15 protein-coding genes are annotated in these 20,158 nt (G+C 51.3%); 4 read left to right on the top strand and 11 right to left on the bottom strand.

Translation table 11 applies throughout. The annotated features are described in order from the left end of the window. The 9 genes from HUU10_13790 to HUU10_13750 form a co-directional block, all read right to left on the bottom strand. Positions 1 to 2,481, bottom strand: a complete 2,481-nt coding sequence (locus tag HUU10_13790; GenBank protein NUQ82681.1) for a hypothetical protein — start codon at positions 2,479 to 2,481, stop codon at positions 1 to 3. A 69-nt stretch (positions 2,482 to 2,550) separates the two neighbouring features. Continuing rightward, entirely contained in the window at positions 2,551 to 3,198 is a 648-nt protein-coding gene (gene nth, locus HUU10_13785) for an endonuclease III (GenBank protein NUQ82680.1), read from the bottom strand. Positions 3,199 to 3,301: 103 nt separating this feature from the next. Further along, positions 3,302 to 3,913 (bottom strand): hypothetical protein, encoded by a 612-nt coding sequence (locus tag HUU10_13780; GenBank protein ID NUQ82679.1) that lies wholly within the window; start codon positions 3,911 to 3,913, stop codon positions 3,302 to 3,304. After that, on the bottom strand, positions 3,913 to 4,092 hold the full coding sequence (locus tag HUU10_13775) for a hypothetical protein (protein NUQ82678.1): 180 nt from the start codon (positions 4,090 to 4,092) through the stop codon (positions 3,913 to 3,915). Before HUU10_13775 ends, HUU10_13780 begins: the two co-directional genes overlap by 1 nt. Positions 4,093 to 4,163: 71 nt before the next feature. After that, the gene (locus HUU10_13770; GenBank protein ID NUQ82677.1) at positions 4,164 to 4,559 is read right to left on the bottom strand and encodes a helix-turn-helix transcriptional regulator; all 396 of its coding nucleotides are present in this window, start codon (positions 4,557 to 4,559) and stop codon (positions 4,164 to 4,166) included. A gap of 1 nt (position 4,560) precedes the next feature. Further along, positions 4,561 to 4,857, bottom strand: a complete 297-nt coding sequence (locus tag HUU10_13765; protein ID NUQ82676.1) for a hypothetical protein — start codon at positions 4,855 to 4,857, stop codon at positions 4,561 to 4,563. Positions 4,858 to 5,102: 245 nt separating this feature from the next. Next, the gene (locus HUU10_13760) at positions 5,103 to 6,728 is read right to left on the bottom strand and encodes a sigma-54-dependent Fis family transcriptional regulator (GenBank protein ID NUQ82675.1); all 1,626 of its coding nucleotides are present in this window, start codon (positions 6,726 to 6,728) and stop codon (positions 5,103 to 5,105) included. Between the two features lie 48 nt (positions 6,729 to 6,776). Continuing rightward, positions 6,777 to 8,804, bottom strand: coding sequence for a cation:proton antiporter (locus HUU10_13755; protein NUQ82674.1), 2,028 nt, complete (start codon positions 8,802 to 8,804; stop codon positions 6,777 to 6,779). 4 nt (positions 8,805 to 8,808) lie between these two features. Continuing rightward, positions 8,809 to 10,302: a bifunctional metallophosphatase/5'-nucleotidase gene (locus HUU10_13750; protein NUQ82673.1), complete on the bottom strand. Its 1,494-nt coding sequence runs from the start codon at positions 10,300 to 10,302 to the stop codon at positions 8,809 to 8,811. A 109-nt stretch (positions 10,303 to 10,411) separates the two neighbouring features. Here HUU10_13750 and HUU10_13745 point away from each other — a divergent pair, with 109 nt between their 5' ends. From HUU10_13745 to mdh, 3 genes are all read left to right on the top strand, one after another. Then, complete coding sequence (locus HUU10_13745) at positions 10,412 to 10,975, top strand: sigma-70 family RNA polymerase sigma factor (protein ID NUQ82672.1); 564 nt, start codon at positions 10,412 to 10,414, stop codon at positions 10,973 to 10,975. 64 nt (positions 10,976 to 11,039) lie between these two features. Then, positions 11,040 to 11,654, top strand: a complete 615-nt coding sequence (gene msrA / locus HUU10_13740; protein NUQ82671.1) for a peptide-methionine (S)-S-oxide reductase MsrA — start codon at positions 11,040 to 11,042, stop codon at positions 11,652 to 11,654. A 117-nt stretch (positions 11,655 to 11,771) separates the two neighbouring features. Next, entirely contained in the window at positions 11,772 to 12,698 is a 927-nt protein-coding gene (gene mdh, locus HUU10_13735; protein ID NUQ82670.1) for a malate dehydrogenase, read from the top strand. A 54-nt stretch (positions 12,699 to 12,752) separates the two neighbouring features. Here the strand turns inward: mdh and HUU10_13730 are convergent, their stop codons facing one another. Then, a complete protein-coding gene (locus HUU10_13730; GenBank protein ID NUQ82669.1) occupies positions 12,753 to 14,915 on the bottom strand; it encodes a T9SS type A sorting domain-containing protein in 2,163 nt (720 codons plus the stop codon). Positions 14,916 to 15,061: 146 nt separating this feature from the next. Here HUU10_13730 and HUU10_13725 point away from each other — a divergent pair, with 146 nt between their 5' ends. Continuing rightward, positions 15,062 to 15,337: a zf-TFIIB domain-containing protein gene (locus HUU10_13725; protein NUQ82668.1), complete on the top strand. Its 276-nt coding sequence runs from the start codon at positions 15,062 to 15,064 to the stop codon at positions 15,335 to 15,337. Between the two features lie 122 nt (positions 15,338 to 15,459). Here the strand turns inward: HUU10_13725 and HUU10_13720 are convergent, their stop codons facing one another. Further along, positions 15,460 to 20,157, bottom strand: a complete 4,698-nt coding sequence (locus tag HUU10_13720) for a PKD domain-containing protein (GenBank protein NUQ82667.1) — start codon at positions 20,155 to 20,157, stop codon at positions 15,460 to 15,462. Position 20,158: the final 1 nt, after the last annotated feature.

Here is a 20,158-nt window from a genome sequence, read left to right as displayed (position 1 = left end):
TTACCACCGGACCGTATTCACCCAATAATCCCAGTAAGCAAAGGCCTGATAGTGATAATGGTAGTGAAACACTGTCAATGCCACCGCTGCCACCAGTAAAAGAAGCCCACTGAGGTACACTTTACCTGCTCCGGACATGAGGATGACCGAAAGTCCTTTTAAAATTCTGAAAAACAGCCAGATCAGCACAAGACCGATTACCAGAAAGGTCAGCCAGATCCAGTCAGATCCTGCCCCGGCAACCTGTTCAAATATCATTGGAACCGGCACAAGCAGCAGCACGGGGGTCGAGGACCAGGTCATGGCGATCATCACCTGAGAAAAACCCACCCGTGTACGGAAAAGCCAGGCAAACGCGATTCCGATTCCAACCCCGATGATTAAAATCAGAACTATCAAGCCGGAAAGAGACAGAATTCCCACCACCGGGTTCCATACCAGACCAATGAGAACCGACCGGATGGATTCCCAAGGCAGGAGAATACTGAGGAGAAAGTCGACCGAGGAATCGTTTCTGAACGCATACAGCACACTGATCAGCAGGGAGGCAAAGGTGGCCGTGATCATGATCAGGAGGCCAAGTGACTGGAATCCGAGCATAACCCGCTGCTCTCTGACATCGGAGAAAAAGTTAAATGACCGCACAAAACTTCTGGTCAGATTGTCCTTGAACCGACGGTTTGAACTGTACAGAAACGAAAAGAAGAAAATGATCAGTACACCGACCACAGGAAAAACGACCTGAATATCATTCTGAAACCGACCCACGGACGGATTAAAAACCACTTCTCCGGCAAAGAGCGATTTCAGATAATCCATGGCTGGCCGTACCTGACCATCTGATGAAACCAATCCGGTGTAAACCAGCTGATCATCAGAGAAACCCGATTTCATGCTGACGGCACCTGCAGGTTTATCATTCCAGGAGCGAATGACGGCCCCTGCGGCCTGTTTTGAATCCCGGATCAGTGGCCAGGTATCCATCAGATATTTGGCCTGATGCTGTACGCTGTAAGGATCGGCATAGCCCTGATGGTTGGCCGGGTTAAACTGGATTCCAAGACCGGTTATTAAGGAAGGACGATCGTCAGAAAAATCGGTGAGAAATTGTCTGGTCTCCTGCAGGTTCAATCCGGTCACATCAATAAACGGAAGGATCCCCGGAGCCAGAAGGGGAACCAATTCACCGGCAGGAATGGTGACGGCTGGTTTTAAATGCGGCCAGGATCCCGCGATCAGTTGACCCCATTCGTTATACCAGCTCAGATCGGAAGTAGAAAGAACCGGGCCGCCCAGTGAAAATGCCACCACTGAGGGGTGAAGGGATTCCGTTTCAAGCTGACGGGTTGCCTGATTGGCCAGCACCTGCTGATAACCCGGGTCACTCATAAACGAGACAGGAACATCTGACACAGGTAATCCGGAAAAGACCATCAGTCCAAGAGAATCACATAGAGCCAGGACATCGTGTGTGGGTGGATAGCCCGCAAACCGGACTGTATTGACCCCTGCCCGTTTCATGGCCAGCAAATCTTTGCGGGCGGCCGCCAATGCATCGGCCGACCGGTGGTGATTGTAATACTCAACTCCCTTGATTTTCAGCGTATCAGTACCAATCACCCAGGCATTTTTCAATGCGGTCAATTGCCTGAATCCGGTGAAGAGATCGGCCTGATCAATGATCGTGGTATCACGGCTTACCGTGACCGAAACACGCTGAACCGAGGGTGCTGAAGGTTTCCACTGAGGACCTGCAAAGGAAAGTGTTGGAAAACGGAGCTCTCCGGTCTGTGCAGAGGCCGATCCGGCCGTCATGGACTGATCATACCAAACCATTTTCCCGGTTGAGTCACTGACGGTCACCCGAACGCTAACCGGTTTTTCTCCCTCGCCGAAGGCTTGAGACACCCTCAAGCGAACGGTCGGAGAAAAAACGACCTGATCACCACTAATCGAATAAGCCGGGGAGACCGATCCGATTGAGACCGGACCAGATATGACCAATTCTGGTACCGAAAAAATTCCTGCGACCGGACGCGGACCACCCGGTTTGCTGATCAGAGGAACCGTGCCCTTATAATCTGGTGAAGTTTCCATTTCGATCCTGAGGACAGAAACAGGACCGTTAAAAAATTCGGAGGGAATGGGAACCTCGAGCGGTAGGTATCCGCCCGGGTGAAGGACGATCAGCTGATCATTCAGATACAATCTGGATTGGAAATTGATGCCTGCAGACCGCAGGATCACGGTTTTATTGATCAGGTCGGGTGTGTCGAAACTGGTTTGCAGAATCAGCTGGCCGGCCGGACCCGTAAAGAAAGGAAGATCAATCGGTTGTGCAGGTTCAGCAGACAGCAGCAACCAGCCCGATCCGAGACGAAGGGTCTGCTGGGTGGAAGCAGGGGTCTGTGCCAGGCCTGAAGTCAATATCAGAAATGCGGCAATCAGCCCGAAAATGGCCCGTTTTGAGAAAAAATTCATGAAGGATGAGGTGGTTAAAAAGTTGCCGAAGGTACTTAACAGGGCCTGTAAAATCAATTTAATCCGGAATCAGCGATCCGGGCGGGTACGGCCGGAATATTCACTGCACAAGTCACGGACCTGGCAGGTTTCGCAAGAAGGATTTTTTGCTTTACAGGTGTACCGGCCATGCAGGATGAGGTAATGATGAAACCGGTACCAGTCCGATTCAGGTAGTCGTTTCCGCAACTGTTCCTCTGTTTTACTGACGTTGGAGGCTTTCGCAATTCCCAATCGGTTTGATACCCGGAACACATGGGTATCGACAGGAAAGGCCGGAATGTTGAAAGCACAGATCAACACCACAGAGGCTGTTTTTCTGCCAACTCCGGGAAGCCGCTGAAGGTCCTCCATGGAAGCGGGGACTTCACCACCAAATTCATCAATCAATTGTACAGAAAGTGAATAGATGTGACCGGCCTTTGTGCGGTTGTAATTGATGGACCGGATATAATGAAAAATGCCTTCCTCACCCAGAGACACCATGCTTGTTGGGTCAGGAGCCACGCGGAAAAGCGTTCTGGTGATCACATTTACCTGACGGTCGGTGGCCTGCGCAGCCATGACCGTTGCCACCAGCAGCTGATAGGGAGTATTGAACTCCAGTTCCGTCTGGGGCGATGGAATCAGTTGCCCGAAACGGTCGGTGAGTTTGCTGATTTTTTCACGGAGTGTCATGAACCGGTTCCCGGGTTGTTCGCCATAATCAGCTTGACCAGGCTGGCGATTGCCCGGGGTTCAGGCATTGGCTGAGTAACCAAAAGAAAAGGATATCAGGCGTTTATCTGATTTCTTCTACGGCTTCATCGACCCGTTTTTCAAGAAGAGTCAGCTTTTCTTCCGCTGCTTTGATTTTCTCTTCGCTGGCTTTGAGCTTATCGGAAGGCATCGTCTTGTTCTTCCTTGCCTTTTCCAGTTTCTCTTTAGCCAGATTCAGTTTTTCCCGGGCTTCCTTAACCCGGTCCTGTTTTCTGGCCATTCCGGGATGTTTTGCCCGGGCAGAATCGGCACGGGCCTGACCAAATTCTTTGCCAGCCAGATCCCCTTTGTTTTGACCGTAGGCATGAACCTGGCCATGATCGGATCCTTTGGATTCAGATGATTCCCCCTTTGACGGTTTATCATCTTTGGGTCCCATGGGTTTTCCATCAGGTCTGCCAGGATGAGAAGGTTTGTCATCACCCTTTTTACCTGATTTTTCAGAGTCAGGACGTTTTCCGGATTTTTCAACGACCGATTTTGCGTCCTCTGTTGCTTTCTTCGCTGCCTTTTCGGCTTTTTCCTTTGCTGCCTGCATTTTTTCCTTTGCAGGATCGGGGACCTGTGCAGTGGCAAGGACCGCAGGAATGACCAGAGATAATGTTAAACTCAACAGGGCAGAAATCTTTTTCATTATTCCAGTTCCTTCAGAATGTCGTCAACGTCTGCAGAGACGGAATCTATTTCGGCGGATAGCGTATCGGCTTCCATAACTGCCACGGAATCGGCTATTGCTGCCGGTTCGGGTTGTTTATCGGGTGATGAACAGGCCAGAAGACCTATCAGAAAAGAAAATGAAAACAAATAGCGCATGATTCCTCCTGTGAAAAGCGGACTAAACATACGCAGGGTGCGATTACCGATCAATTCCGGCAACAGACGGGTTAACGAAGAAGGAACGCCACCGCCTCGCAACGGTTTTTAACACCCAGTTTCCGGTAGATCGATTTCAGGTGAGTCCGGGTGGTTTCAACCGAGATGCAAAGGGTTGAGGCGATGGTCCGGTAGTCACCGCCTCGAACCAATTCGGTGAGCACTTCTTTTTCCCGATTGCTGAGATCCAGTCCTGAAACCCGGTTCCAGAGACGGGTGGTAGCGGGTTCCACACTGTCGGGCTGAATTACCATGGGATGAAGACCCGATTGCTGGAACGGGATGTTATTCATGAGCATGAAGGTTTTAATATGCATCAGGTAATCGGCGGGCACGGCAAAGAACACCATGTCCTGTTCGCTGAGCGGTTTCCGGAGTTGTGGGGTGGACAATCGTGCAGCAGGCATTTCAGAAATCTCCATCGGGAATAAAACGACCAGACACTGACCTGGAAAACCGCCGGACGGCAGCAGAATGGGCCATCGCTTCGGTCCGTACCAAACGGAAATCGTCTTCACTGACTGACTGGTCTACCCAAACGGTCTGAACCGGTTGAGTCATTCCTTTCAGCAAGCGGCAGGCCGTTGCCGGATTGGTGGCGGTAAAGATGTCGGCCGAATCGGGAGCCAGTTGAACCCTGAGCGCTTTTAATGTTTGCAGATCGGGAGCAACAATGAGAATCCGTTCGTGTTGTGTCTGTTCCATGACCCTGTCTTCTGCACAGGGTGTGCCACTTTTCCCGGGCAGTCATGGGATGTTGAAGAATCTTCCTTCAAACCTGTACAGGCCAGGCATAAAAAGGCTGAAAGATTATGCTGTAAAGCGGTTATTGCGGGTTTTAAGGAAAAGGCCTTAACACTCTTTTTAAGACTGGTGGTATTTGCTGCAGAGGAGTTCTAGTGGTTAAATGCAGGGTCCGTTCACATCCGGTGACAGGTGTAATCTGGAGTTTACACCTGTCGGTTCAGCAACTGATGAAGATAATTGCGGGAAATACCAAGAAGACGGGCAGCCTGAGACTTGTTCCCGGCCGATTTTTCAAGCGCCTGAAGGAGCAATTGCTGACGGAAAGCAGCCAGTTGTGCTTCAAGATTCATTTCACCGGAGGGACGGATGTCTGGTGCATCATCCAGGATTTCCGGAGGAAGGTCCCGAAGTCTGATCACGCCATTTTCGCAAAGAATCATGGCCCGTTCCAGAACATTCTCGAGCTCTCTGATATTACCGGGCCACCCCCAGGTCACCAGCGCTTCCATCGCTTCATCGGCCACAACCGTTCCGCTGAGGCCATTCTTTTGTTCAAGTGCAGGCAACAAGTGCCGGACGAGCAATGGAATATCGGTTTTGCGGTTCCGCAACGGAGGCAGGTGGAGTGAAATCACATTCAACCGGTAGTACAGATCTTCGCGGAATTGCTGAGTCTCAACCATCGATCGTAGGTTGCGGTTTGTGGCGGCAACGACCCTTACATCGACCTGAACCGGCTGGGTTCCGCCAACCCGGTCGAAGGTCCGTTCCTGAATGGCTCTTAGCAGTTTTCCCTGCAGATCGAGTGGCAGATCACCGATTTCATCGAGGAAGATGGTTCCTTCGGCTGCCTGTTCAAATTTCCCCGGCTTGCGCTGAAGGGCACCGGTAAAGGCTCCTTTTTCATGTCCAAAGAGTTCCGATTCAATCAGGTCGGCTGGAATGGCCGTGCAATTCACGGCAACAAAAGGACCCGATTTCCGTCGTGAATTTCTGTGAATGGCCCTTGCAATCAGTTCTTTTCCGGTACCACTTTCACCCAGAATCAGAACCGTTGCTTCACTGGGGGCCACCCGGCGGGTAATGCGGATCGTATCGCGGAATACACCTGAGTTACCAATCACCCCTTCATAGATAAATTCGTTTTCAGGGATGGCAGGAGTTGCCATGGTTTCAAGATCCCGCAAACGTCTGAGCTGGAAAAGACGCGGAGCCAGCATGCTGCAGAATTCCATGAGAGAAGGAAGAAATCCGGTTTGAAAGGGTTCGGCCGTTTCATCCCTGTCGAGGTAAAGAACCGCCACCAATTCGCCTTCCCAATGAATGGGAAATGCCAGGACCGAGCCAACCTCGAGTCGTTGAATGGTTTCATACCGTCCGGGCTGATCCCTGGAAGAAATGATCAGGGGCTGTCCCGGTGACTGACGAAGTGAATCGGATAAAATGGCCCTGCTGATCTGCGAGCCCGGATCCATCACCTCCTGATGACCGATCCGGCGGGCGGTGAACACATCAACGGCCCCATCAGCAGACAGAGTGGTCAGAAATCCCCGGTTTGCACTGGTCATTGCAACCAGGGTATCAAGGGCAAAATCGAGTAGTTTCCCCAGATCCTTTTCACCCAGGATGGTACGAGCCTGTTCCAGCCGTGTATCTGGAGTTCCCCGGTCCGGTGATCCTGCAGATTTCATCAGCAAAGCCTCCAGAATCATCACATCATGGAATGCCTTCTGCACCGACAGGCGGATGGGTTCATCCAGCGGGTGGTTTCCAAGGGAACGAAGGTGATCCTGAATTTTCTGTAATTGAGCTTTTATATCTGGGTTCATGTATTAAAAATACTTAAGTGCTGCCGGTATTTCATTCCCGAGGCGGAATTAACTGGCCAGGTCGGTTCCCAGTATTCCCAGAGCGGCATCGATTTCGGCATGATTTCCGACCATGACAATTACATCACCCGGAGCGAATACCCAATCCGGCGATGGCGTGTTGACCGATGCCCCATCACGGATAACGGCAATCACGTGAATGCCAGCCCGGGAGGTGAGACCACTATCACCCAGACTTATTCCGCTGACGGGCGACCCTTCGAGGATAACTGCCGACTCGGTGGTGGTTGCAGCCAGAATATAGGGAAGTTGGCCCAGCGTCTCCTTGCTGACCGATTGTCCTTCAAGAGTTCCATACCGTTCCTTACGGATGATCGCAATCTGGGAAGCAATGATATTTCTGGGAATATGGAAATACCGGAGTGTGCGGGAAAAGATCTCGATGGATGTTTCAAATTCTTCCGGAATCACCTGATCTGCTCCGGCTGTATAAAGCGGGCCCAGGTCATTGATGTAACGGGTCCGGGCGATAATGTGCAGGCCTTTATTCAACGTTCTCGAAACCTGCACAATGCGGGTGGTTGAGTATACATCCCCGGTGGAAATAACCAGAACAGACGCTTTTCTGATTTTCAGCTCATCGAGAATTTCCTGTGTGGTGGCATCGCCAAACACCACCGGGTGGCCTTCGGACCGCGCCTGACTAAACCGGACATGCTGCAGTTCAGAAATCACAAACGGAATACCTGTTTCCTTCAGAACATGAGAGAGGTGCTGGCCGGTTTTACCATATCCGATGATGATTACATGACCCTTCACATCGGCTTTCATGCCGGTTGATTCAAGGTTTCCGGTGGTAACCAGTCGGCTCAGTCGTCTGAAGGCTGGTTTTCCGGCTGGTTTAAAGTGAAACTTCTGATGAAGCCAGTTCCCGATCGGATTGGCCTGAGTAATCAGAAAAGGTGCCATCAGCATGGTCAGAATGCTGGCTCCGAGAAAAATCTGGTAATCAGATTCGGTCAGAATTTGCAGAGTAAGGGCGGTTCCGGCCAGAACAAAGCTGAATTCACCGATCTGAGCCACCATCAGACCGACTGCCAGACCGATGCGGATGGGATAAGCCAGCGCCCAGGTAAAGGCGGCCACAATCAGTGACTTGGAAAGAATAATCCCGGTTGAGATCAGCAGGACCCATTCCCAGTCTGCAACCAGATTGGTCAGATTCAGCATCATCCCGATGGAAATAAAAAACAGGGCAACCAACGCATCACGCATGGGAAACACATCGGCAAGAACCTGATGGGAATAGTCCGATTCAGAGACAATCAGACCGGCGAGAAAGGCTCCCAATGCCAGAGAAAGTCCGACCAGAGATGACACCCACGCCACCAGAACCACCACAAATAAAATGGTGACCAGAAACAACTCCCGGTTGTTGGTTTTAACAACCAGATCGAGTAAGCGAGGAATCACCAGCCGTGCCCCAACCAGAATGATGCCGATTCCCATAATTGAAAGTGCCAGCGTCTGGGTGACTTCCCAGCGGTCTATGGGTCCGCCGGATCCCAATAAAGGAAGAATCAGGACCATGGGAATGATGGCCAGATCCTGAAAAAGAGAAATGGAAAGGGTGAGTCTCCCTGTCGGGGTGTCGAGTTCTTTTCGCTGCTGCAGGATTTTTATCATGATGGCGGTGGAAGAGAGACTGATCAGAAATCCGATTACAATCCCTTTCTGATGATCCATGCCCGCCAGAGCCGATAACAACCAGGCCAGACCAATGGTCAGAATCACCTGACCGCCACCCACGATGAGCAGATAATTTCTTAAAGCCGCAATTTTCTGAATGGAAAATTCAAGTCCGATGGAAAACAGAAGCAGGACAATGCCGACCTCTGATAACTGAGTAATGGATTCCTGATTGGACACCCAACCGAAAACCGACGGACCGATGAGGATACCGGCCAGCATAAACCCAATCACCGACGGGAACTTGAGTCGTTCAGCAATAAACAACAGTGGAATCACCACTGCCAGCAAGACCAGAATATCCCTCAGAAACTGGTGATCATGCATTGTATTAAGGAATGACTTTCAATCGGCCATCAGTCACTGGTCCCATGGATCCCGATGTCTGAATTCGTTCCATAAGCACATCGCGATCGACCAGACCGGTTTGTTTAGTCCGGAGCGAGGCGGGATCGATCCCAAACATGGCCCGGGCCTGCAGTGCCACAAAATTATTGGTGGTGACCCGGTAGACAGTCTCCTTACGGACCGGTTGTCCATTCACCGACACCCGGATCAGGTCCGAACCCGTTCTCTTCTGACGGATGGTCAGTTGAAGTCCGGAAAAATGCAGAGGCGTTTCCGCATGGTTCAGGCTGTGACGGATGGCTGCCTCAAGTTGCTGACCGGTAAAGAAAAGGTCGACCAGATAGTTTCCAAACGGAGCCAGTTCCCAAATATCGCGGCGGGAAACCGGTCCGGGATGAAATCCGCGTCTGATTCCTCCCGCATTCATCATGCTGATTTCTGCACCGGTTTTCCAACGGTACGCATCGGTGATCCAGTTGGCCAGGGCATTTTCTCCTGTGGTCGGAAGGGGAAGTTCGGTGGTAAACTCGCCTATGACCACTTTGAGACGTTCCTGCAGACCGGCTTCCATTGAATCGATCCGGGCCTGAAACTTCTTGTCTGGCTTTTGGTTTCCGGGGCCGATCTCATGAACCTTAAACGCCACATCCGGGAGTCCCTGTTTTTCTGAAATGGTGATTTCCCCGAGGAAACGGCCACGGCTTCCCGACTGGACAATGCGGGTTTTCCCGATAACCGAGGGTTCAGCCATGACAGAATGGGTGTGCCCGCCGATGATGAGATCAAAATCTGGGATGGCACGTGCAATGGTGCTGTCCATATCGAGGCCGGCATGAGAAATAAGAATGTACAAATCGGGTTTCCCGATCCGGTTGAGACTGTCAATTGTCTGACGGATCGCCTCCAGGTGACCAATCATTGAAAAACGGTCCACATTGACGGGGAGCGAGACTTCCTTCAATTCGGGAGTGGTGATTCCTACCACAGCGACTTTCCACCCACCGCGATTGATCAGCTGACCAGACTGGAAGACCGGTTGCCGCGATACGGAATCAATCAGGTTGGCAGCCAGCCAGTTCAATCCGGAAGAATCGGCCAGATGGAGAAAATGATCATCTCCATAATCGAACTCGTGATTGCCGGGAACCAGAAAATCGGGGGCGAGGGCCTGAAGCATCGGGATCTGAGACCTGCCGGCCGTTTCAGATGAAATCGGTGTCCCCTGAAACTCATCACCGGCAAAGACCGTGAGGTTAACGGGTCTGGCATCCCTGATGGAATCCAGTGCGGCTTTTAACCACGCATAACCACCCACTTCGACCAGTTGGGGATCGGAGGGTGACCGTTTGGTTTTAAACGGAAGGTTGTTGGAATGGGCGTCGTTCCAGTGAAGAATGGTCAGTGGTTCACGTTCACATCCGGACAGAAGGATCAGTGATACGGTTACCAATACCGCAGAACAGGAAAGTGTTTTCATAGGCTTGGAAAATCTAAAAACAAACCTTACAAGGCAATTCCTGTTTTGAAAAACCGCCCTCGCTGGCTACTTTGACTGCATGATTTTCCTGAGTATAATTTCCGGACGAGTGTCAAAAACCGATCCTTCCCGTTGGGTGGATGAACATGGAGACTACCTTTTCCGGTTTGGATTTTTCCGGGTACAGGATGAAGATCTGGCACGTGATCTGGTTCAGGACACCTTTCTCGCAGCCATGAAGTCCCGGGAGCGTTTCAGCGGATCCAGTTCTGAACGGACCTGGCTGACCAGCATCCTGAAACGGAAAATTGCCGATCATTTCAGAAATAAATACCGGCACTCCTGGCAGCGATTGGCAGATTCAACCGACCATGACACGGACTTTTCAGATAACGGACCGTTTCCCGGGCACTGGTCGGCCGATTCTTTACCGGGAGATCCGGACCTTCTGCCGGATGAACAGGCCGAACGGGCTGAGCGGATCCGCTTTCTGCAGGACTGCATCGCACAACTGAATCCGGCCATGCAGGAACTGATCCGTATGCGGGAATATGATGATCTCCCCACCGCTGACATCTGCCTTACGCTTGGTATCACCGACAACCACTTGTGGGTGCTGCTCCACCGGGCACGGAAATCCCTTCGTAAATGCCTGGAAACCAAACTGACCTGAATTCCGGTTGTAAGGTTTACCCGGCCAATACGACTATGCCAGGGTAACAGAACGGAATCAAACCATGAACAGACTCACAATCATACTCGCCGGCTTTCTTCTTATGGCAACAACCGGCGTCATACAGGCAGGAGGGAACAAATTGGAAACCGCCACATTCGGATCGGGATGCTTCTGGTGCACCGAGGCCGTGTTTCAACGGGTCATTGGTGTGGAAACGGTCGTTTCGGGCTACATGGGTGGCCACCGCAACAACCCAACCTATGAACAAGTGTGCACTGGCACCACCGGTCATGCCGAGGTTATTCAGATCACTTACAATCCCGGGGTCATTTCGTACGCCGAGCTTCTCGAGATTTTCTTCCGGACCCACGATCCGACCCAACTGAACCGTCAGGGAAATGACATCGGAACGCAATACCGGTCGGTGATTTTCTATCACACCGCCGATCAGGAGAAACAAGCCCGTTTCTATCTGGATCAGCTGAACAAAGCCGGCGTTTACAGCAAACCGGTGGTAACCGAGATATCCTCTGCGGCCCCTTTCTGGCCTGCCGAGGACTACCACCAGAACTATTTCAACCGGAATCCCGGACAGGGATACTGTGCTTTCGTGGTCAAACCCAAGGTTGAGAAATTCAAAGCGGTTTTTAAGGAAAAACTGAAACCGGGATCATAACCGGTGGTCGGGTCATCGTATCAATTATAAATCAATTAAGCCGGATTCACCGGTTTTTATAACCGGATGGGGTTTTCTACCTTTGTATCGGTTTTTACAAGTCAAAGGAGATGAGTTATGAAAATCACCGTAGTTGGTGCAGGAAACGTCGGCGCAACAGCCGCTCAGCGGATTGCTGAAAAGGAATTGGCAAATGAAGTGGTTCTGGTGGATGTGGTCGATGGCATCCCTCAGGGTAAAGGTCTCGATATGTGGGAATCAGCCCCGGTCGAAGGATTTGATACCCGTTTAACCGGTACCACCACTTATGAAGCAACCGCAGGTTCCTCCATCGTGGTGATCACGGCTGGTCTGGCCCGCAAACCTGGTATGAGCCGCGATGACCTTCTGTTCAAGAATGCCGAAATCGTGGGTTCTGTTACCGAAAATGTGGCTAAGTATTCACCGAATGCCATCATCATCGTTGTTTCGAATCCGCTGGATGCCATGACCTATGTGGCCTTCAAAAAATCGGGATTTCCATCGAACCGCGTATTGGGAATGGCCGGTGTTCTCGATTCTGCCCGGTTCCGGTCTTTCATTGCGGAAGAACTGAATGTATCGACCCGCGACGTGCATGCCATGGTTCTCGGCGGTCATGGCGATGACATGGTTCCGCTTCCCCGGTTCTCGACTGTTGGCGGTGTTTCCATCACTGAACTGATGGATAAAGCCACCATCGATCGTCTGGTCGATCGCACCCGCAAGGGCGGAATTGAAATCGTGAACTACCTGAAGACCGGTTCGGCTTATTATGCTCCGTCTTCTTCAACCGTTGAAATGGTGGAAGCCATTGTCCGCGATCAGAAACGGATCCTGCCTTGTGCAGTCCTGCTGAATGGTCAGTATGGAATCAAGGATTTGTTTGTGGGAGTCCCTGTGAAACTGGGCAAGACGGGCATCGAGCAGGTTCTCGAACTGAAACTGACCCCTGCAGAACTGGAAGAACTGAAGGTTTCTGCTTCGCACGTGAAGGAAAACTGCGACAAACTCGGCACCGTCTGAGTTCCGTCACTCACTTAAACGAAAAGGGCTGTCTTCACCGGACAGCCCTTTTTTTTATTTCACCAGCATCATCCGGGCAGTTGCCTGTTGCCCGGTGGCAAGCTGAATCCGCACCAGATACACTCCCGATGCCAGACCGGGGGCATGAAACGGGACCTCATGATACCCGGCTCCTACTTTTCCATTAACCAGCCTGGCGATCTCCCGGCCGGTCAGATCATACACCGTCATGGTCACTTCGCCAGCCACTGGTACCCGGTAGGCAATCGTCGCCATTGGATTAAACGGATTCGGATACACCGATTCAATGGCAAATCCAGCAGGATTTCCTTCTTTTGGATTTTCCACACCGACTTGATAGCCTGTATAGTCGTACAGGGTGAAACCGTAGCGACCATGGGAAATAACCAGCTTTTCCCCGGTAAATACCATCCCGGTGCTTTCAAACAGCAAAGAAATTTGCCCAGCAAGAACCGGGTGAAAGGCATTTTTAACATCAATTACGAAAAGAGTCCGACCAGAAATGACCAAGAGGAAATCATCAGCCATCTCCATAATCACATTTGGCGACCCAACTGAAATGGTCGTTTCTGCTTGTTTCAGGAAACCCGATTCTTCCTGATAAAAGACTTGAATAGTCCCATTTCCAAGTAAGGCAGCTACACCGCCTTTGATTGTTTTTACCTGATTAACCCTTCCGATGTTTCTGATTCTCTGGATGAGTTGAAAGGTGGTATCGGTAACCGTTATTCCAGAATCTGATTCTGAAATGATGATTCGATCACCTAACCAAGTCACATCCGAAATGCTATTTTGTCCTGTTCCCAAATAGATATCTTCAATGACAATAGACTCAAGTTGATTTAATCTTAATTTATATAGTCGGTTTTCAGCTTCCCATCCCCAGGATTCCGTTCTTGCCAATAAGATTTTTCCATTCAATTCCAGATCACAGAATGGAGCTTCCTCAAGCCAGAAATTTACTGGCTGCCATTTTATCGGTTCGGATGTAAAATCCAGGAACCCGAATTCGGAATATTGAGTAATAAATAATAGACCATTTTCAAGACTGCATGCAGAATAACCATCATATAAAACATCCGTAAGATGGTAGGGAAGTTCGAACTTCACTTCTGGTACAGTGCTGAGATTATTTACCAACAAAATTTCTCCCTGTTCATAGAAACTGATAAATTCCGGCTGATTTGGGTTGAAGAAGGGTTGTCCCAGATATCCAATTGATGGAATTAACACAGAGGTCAGGACTGGGTCAGACTGACCCTCCAGTTTATAACTTAAGAATCCGGAATCATAAACCAGGAAGCCATTGTTTATTGAAAAGAAGACCGGATCGGTAAAGTAAAAGGTTTTTGAAAAGGCTGAGATGGAAAGGCCTGCAGAAACACGGGCAACACTCCAGACACTTCCTACAATATTTTGCGAACCAGCGAAAATCAGATCTCCGTGCGATTGTATAAAATCAATTTCCCACAAATCCCCCAACAATGATTGAATTCCAACTGTATCGGTTCGGATCAGGTCATTATCAGAATTTGGACTTATAACAATCAGACTCGTGTCCCTCAGATAAACCAGGCGGGAATCTATAAAGGTCACAGCGGAACGATAATTATTTGAGCAATTCAATGTATCCAATAATTCTGGCTCGACCGGATTTACTGTAGAAAACCAACGAACAATCCCGTTCCAGTCAGCAACAAATAAACCAAGATCACTTGAAATGGGGTATTCATAGTCAATAGGTACGGTCAGTTGCCCCAATTGCACTTCTGTTTGTTCATTTAGCTCCAGATAAGCGGTAAATTCATAGTCAGTTCCAAGATAAAGGACCTTTCCTGCCATACATGCGTTATCGAATTCCCGTGTTTCCCGGAGTACTTCAATAAGCCCCCCGTTAAGTTCTCTTTTAAGGACCACCAGTTCGTTGCCATATACAACCAGATAATCGTGAAACGCACTCAGGTTGCCTGGTGCCATATTCAATTCCATTTCCGCAAGCTGGGCAAGGTGTAAATCCGGCTGAATAACTGCGGAAACTAACACACTACCTTCCAGATACCAAGCAAGTGAATCGACAACCTGGATTCCGTTAAATGGTCCCTTACCCCATTGTTTACCTGGCAAAAACGACGGATGCTGCCCCTGCGCCTGAACAAACAGACCAACCAGTAAAAAGAAGAAAAAAAGACGTTTCATGAAGCCCTCCGGGAATCTGAAAACAATTTAACATGATTTGTTTTTACTTTCAAGATATCATTGTCGTTATTTTTAGTCGCAACCTGTCCGGGAATTTCACCAACGCTGAGATGGTTAAGTAGAAAAAATGTATAAGGAGTGCCGTTATGAACTGTCCGGTATGTCAGGTAAATCTGGTCATAACAGACCGTCAGGGAATTGAAATCGATTATTGCCCCAAATGCCGGGGAGTCTGGCTGGACCGGGGTGAGCTGGATAAACTGATCGAGCGGTCAGCTCAACCCTATCAGGCAGCACCACCGCCGCAACAGGTATATACATCGCCCCAGCCGCAACCGGTTTACCATCACAAGGCTGAACACGGTTACTATCAGAAACCATACAAGAAAAAAAGTATCCTCGGCGAGATTTTTGATTTCTGACCAACCGTCCAACCGTTGGTCTGTCATCCAGCCGGTTTTATGAACTGGCTGCTTGACAGCCTTTCATCCAGGGTTCCTGAACGACCCGGTTTCCCAACCGGGTTTTCTTTTTTTATTTCAGCTCAGTTACAGCGAATCTCCCATGCAACTGTCACCGGCTGGCTGCCCGGAACCGTTGCTTCGCCAGCAATAACCGTCACCCGGTTGATACCTTTTTTCAGAGGAAGTGTTTTCGTCAGTCCTGCACCCAATGGCTGACCATTTACCGTCCAGTTAACTGTCACCGCTGTGAGGTCATTCCGGTTCAGTGCCGGTGCAGTCTGCACCACAGAGGGATTGGCCGGATTCCAGACCAGATCGACCGGTGCGGGTTGGCTGAGAAACCGAAGCGGATCGAGAACGGTGACCGGCTGAGTCCAGGTCTTCAGTGTTTCTCCTGCAGGTACCCAGGCCAGCCGGAGAGATTGATTTCCACTCTGATCCCAACGGATGGTACCATTCACCGGCTCAGGAGCCACCACTTTCACTAATTCCGGAAGTCCGAGTGACTGAACAGTAACTTTATGACCTGTCACAAGCACTCCCGGGACCGCCGGAGAAACCACCGGGGCCTTTTCGCCGGTCACTTGTCGTGAAAATTCAACAACCGAATTTTTAAATCCCCTCTGATCGGATTGTCTGAGTGTGACGGTCTGCGGCTGGGCTGTTACCTTCAGAACCGGTTCCTTAAGAGCGGAACCGTTGACCAGCCAGGTGGTCAGCAACACATCACCATCGGCATCTCGGGTGGCGGCAGGCGTCAACCGAACCACCTGACCTTCGAAGACCGTGCCCGGAAGAGTAAACTGCGGATCAGGCGCCTGATTAATCAGAATCCGTTTGGTTACCGATACCTGCCGGTTGGCGGTCGGAGATTCGTCACGGATGGTCAGGCTGACCCGGATGGAATCGGTCCAGGATACCGGAACGGAAAAGACCGGATCAGTTCCAACCACTTTTCCATTAATTTTCCATTGAAAGTCACGGATCAGACCATCGGGATCTGTGCTGGCAGAGGCATCCAGTTTCAGCTGGCTTCCGGCTTCTGTTGAATCGGCTACCATCCATCTGATGACCGGAGGTGCATTTACCCGGATAATCCGGGCAAGGGAGGCTGTGTTACAACCTGATTTTCCTTCAGCCACAATGCGGTGAGTGATGGTGTACGTGCCGGGTGATGTAAACCGGTGAGAAACCGTGGCCCCTGTCAGGGTAACCGGCTCACCCGGTCCCGAGATCTGCCAGGTCCATTCCCTGATACCCGGTTCTGGTGCCTTTGAATCGGATCTGAAAGTGAGGGTCTCTCCATCGGCGATCCAGTCGGTGGTTTTAAAATCGGCCACAGGTCCTTCAATGACCGTTACTCGGGCCACAGCCTGACTGATATTGCTGCAGGATCCGGCCGGACTCCCGACAACCGTCAGAGAAACCACGTACACACCCTTTTCCTTAAAGATGTAATTCACAGAAGGACCAAAATCACGATCTCCGGTTCCGAAATCCCAGGAGTACGCCCCGATCGGACCATTGGGATCGGTGGAATGGGTTCCCTCAAGATTCAGGATGGTATTGACGCAAATGGTGGTATCGGCAAAATTGATGCGGGCAACAGGGGATCCTTTAATAACTACCGGGATGGTGGCCAGAACAGGAACATCGGTAAAGCCATCACTCAGCGTAATGGTCACCTGATAGGTCCCCGGCCGGTAAAACACCTTCACCGGATTGGTTTCGGTACTCGTGGTGCTGTCACCAAAATCCCACCGCGTGGTAAATCCATCCCCATCGGGATCATAACAGGCCGATCCGCTGAACAGAATGGTCTGACCTGTACAAGCCCGGATGAGAGAATCGACCACCGCAACCGGCGGACGGTTTACTTTCACTTCAATCCGTTGGGAAGTCCGGCTGTTGGGTCTTCCCTGCCCGTCATCCGCCTGCAGACTGATAAAGTGGGTACCGCCTGAAGGGGCCTGCCAGATCAGGCTGGCTTCTGACCGGCGGGAACCATCGGGTAAAATCCACTCCAGTTTCAGAGGATGGCCATCGGGGTCATACGAATCGGTGGCATCCAACCGGATCGAGCGGATGTTGCTGCGGATAAACGGTTGAGTAACAATGATGGGTGAATGGTTGACCACAAAGCGGATGGTATCTGACCGGGTTCCATTTTTGAAGGTGGTTCCATCGGAAACGGTGACAATGGCCATCTGCGGACCCGACGACTTAAAAGACCGGTTAATGACCGGACCTGTCAGACGGAGTCCATCGCTGAAGGTCCAGCTGACCGATCCGATTTTTCCATCGGGATCAAAGGAACCTGCCGATGAAAACGTGGTCGGTTCTCCGGGTGCCGGTGCCTCGGGAGTGACCGAGGTTCTGATGACGGGAGGATGGTTCACCACCAACGTGCGTGACAGAATGGCGGTTGACTCTTCAAAACCGGAATCATCGGTCACCTGCAGGGCAATGGCATACTGCCCCGGTTGGTCTGGCCTGAAAGAAACTGCTGCTCCGGTTCCGATGGGTTTTCCGTTAGCGGTCCAGGCATAGCGTGTGATTTTCCCATCCGGATCTGAACTGAAGGACCCATCAAGGGACACGGGTACCCCGGGTTCTGTGGCCGGCGGCTGGTCGAACCGGGCGATCGGGAATCTGGTGATGGTCAGCTGATGCGTGGTTGATTGGATACTGTTCGGCTGATTCTGCCCGTCATCCACCGTTAGGCGGATGGTATAACGGCCGGTTGATGCGTAAAGATGGGTAACCTCGGACCCGCTACCCCGGTTTCCATCCCCGAACTCCCAACGATAGGAGACAATTGAATGGTCGGGATCACGGCTTTTCTGCGCTGAAAAAGTCTGAAGTCCGTCTGCTGAAAGTGAATTAGCTGTGATGACCGGGACCGGCGGAGCATTGATCTGAATGTCGCGGCTGATGGATTGCACCGAATTTTTCACACCCTCACGGTCATCGACCGACAAGGTGACTGTGTAGGAACCGGGTCGTTCGAACGTCAGAGGCTGAACCGGACCCTGGAAAGACCGGCCATCCGATATTTTCCATGTGTACGTCAGCGATCTGGTGTCGGCATCAGTAGTTGCATTTGCATTCAACGTCAGTGACACCCCGGGGGCCGACTGAACCGGTATCGTAAACCTTGGTACCGGTGGCGCGTTTACACGGTAGGTGGCATTGGTCTGATACACCGAATTCGGCGTTCCCTGCTGGTCATCCACACGCAGCCGAATCGAATAGGTGCCGGGTTCCTCATGGAGAATTCTGACAGAAGCACTGTTGCCTTCATCATTCACCCCTTCACCGGTCCACAGGTACAGCGGCGAATCACCATCACTGTCCTGCTGACGGACCGACCGGAAGGTCACGGGTTCATCGGGAGAAAAAACAAGGACGGGCTCGATCACTCCAAAAGGGGGTGCATTGACACGAACAGTGACCGAGGCGGTGTCTGCATTGCATCCCAGCTTATTCGACACATCGGTCACGATCAGGGAAACGGTGAATCCGCCCGGGACCGATGAACTGAAGGAAAATCCCTGCTGGTACCCGGCAGGTTTACCATCCACCAGCCATTGATACACTAACGGCTCTCCATCGGGATCGGTCGATCCTGCCGAAAGAAAGGAGAACACCTCGCCGGTAGCAAGCCGTCTGTCGGGTTGATTGATCATGGCGGTGGGTGGTGCATTCACGTTCAGAACCGACTGAACCACCCAATACCGCGGAAAGAGAAACCCTTGTGTTTCGGCATAAGCCGTGATGGGAAAATCACCAGCGCCCCGGGTGACCAGTTCAACCGGATTTCCCTGTAATTTTTTCCCATCGGCCAACCAGGAGACTCCGGTCCCTCCGGCCATGACCGAACGCTGGTTTAACTGAAGAGAGAACCGGAAGCAGTCCCCGAGATAGTCGGGGCGGATGGACAGTCTGGGCTGAACCGGAACGGTAACCACTGTTACCGGTAAATCAAACACCACCGGATGGTTGCTGCCCCTGATCACCAGATTGTTGATACTGAAAGAAGATCCTCTGACCACCAATCCCCATTCATTCGGTAATCCGTTCACGGTGGGTTCCCAGGCAATGTCACTCGCAGAGGGCGAATATGAATTTCCGAATGCATCCCGTAGGTTCACGGGAGAATCTTCCTCACCCGAAACCACCATTGGTTCAGGGGACGGATGCAATTGCTGGTTAGCCGGAATCTGGACTTCCTGCCCGGAACCAACACCAAAGGCGTTTAATCCGAGATTAATGGCACGGAGTGTCCATCCGGTTCCCTGTGACAACCTGATCTGAAAGGCGTTTACATCATTCCCGCCGGTCGCCCTGATTCTGAATATCCAGCCTCCTTCGCGCGGGGTGGCCGATTCCGGCCAGGTAATCCACCGGTTCACGGTCGATTCATCATTGGCGATGGGTTTTCCTGAGGCGGACGGAGATGTACCAAGGGAAACCAACTTGCCATCCCGGATCGCATAAACCTGAGCGAAAGGGATCAGTTCTGCTGAAATGATGGTATTGACCGGGCCGGTTACCAGATCCATGGGACTACCCAATCCGGCATCGAACAGATCGATGGAAACAGGAACTCCCTGCCCGGCCGGGGGAACCAGCCAGAAATCCTGCACCTCCCAGGGTTCACCGGCGGTCACTGGTGCCGAGGGTCCGCTGACAATAAAATAGGTCGATTGCTGCGCAATAGCCGGCAATCCGGGCAGGATGAGTATAAAAAACAGGAACAGACAGCGTGTTGCCATA

This window comes from Bacteroidota bacterium, assembly GCA_013360915.1.
In the GTDB taxonomy this organism is placed as follows: Bacteria; Bacteroidota; JABWAT01; order JABWAT01; family JABWAT01; genus JABWAT01.
This window is presented reverse-complemented; position numbering and strand designations above follow the sequence as displayed.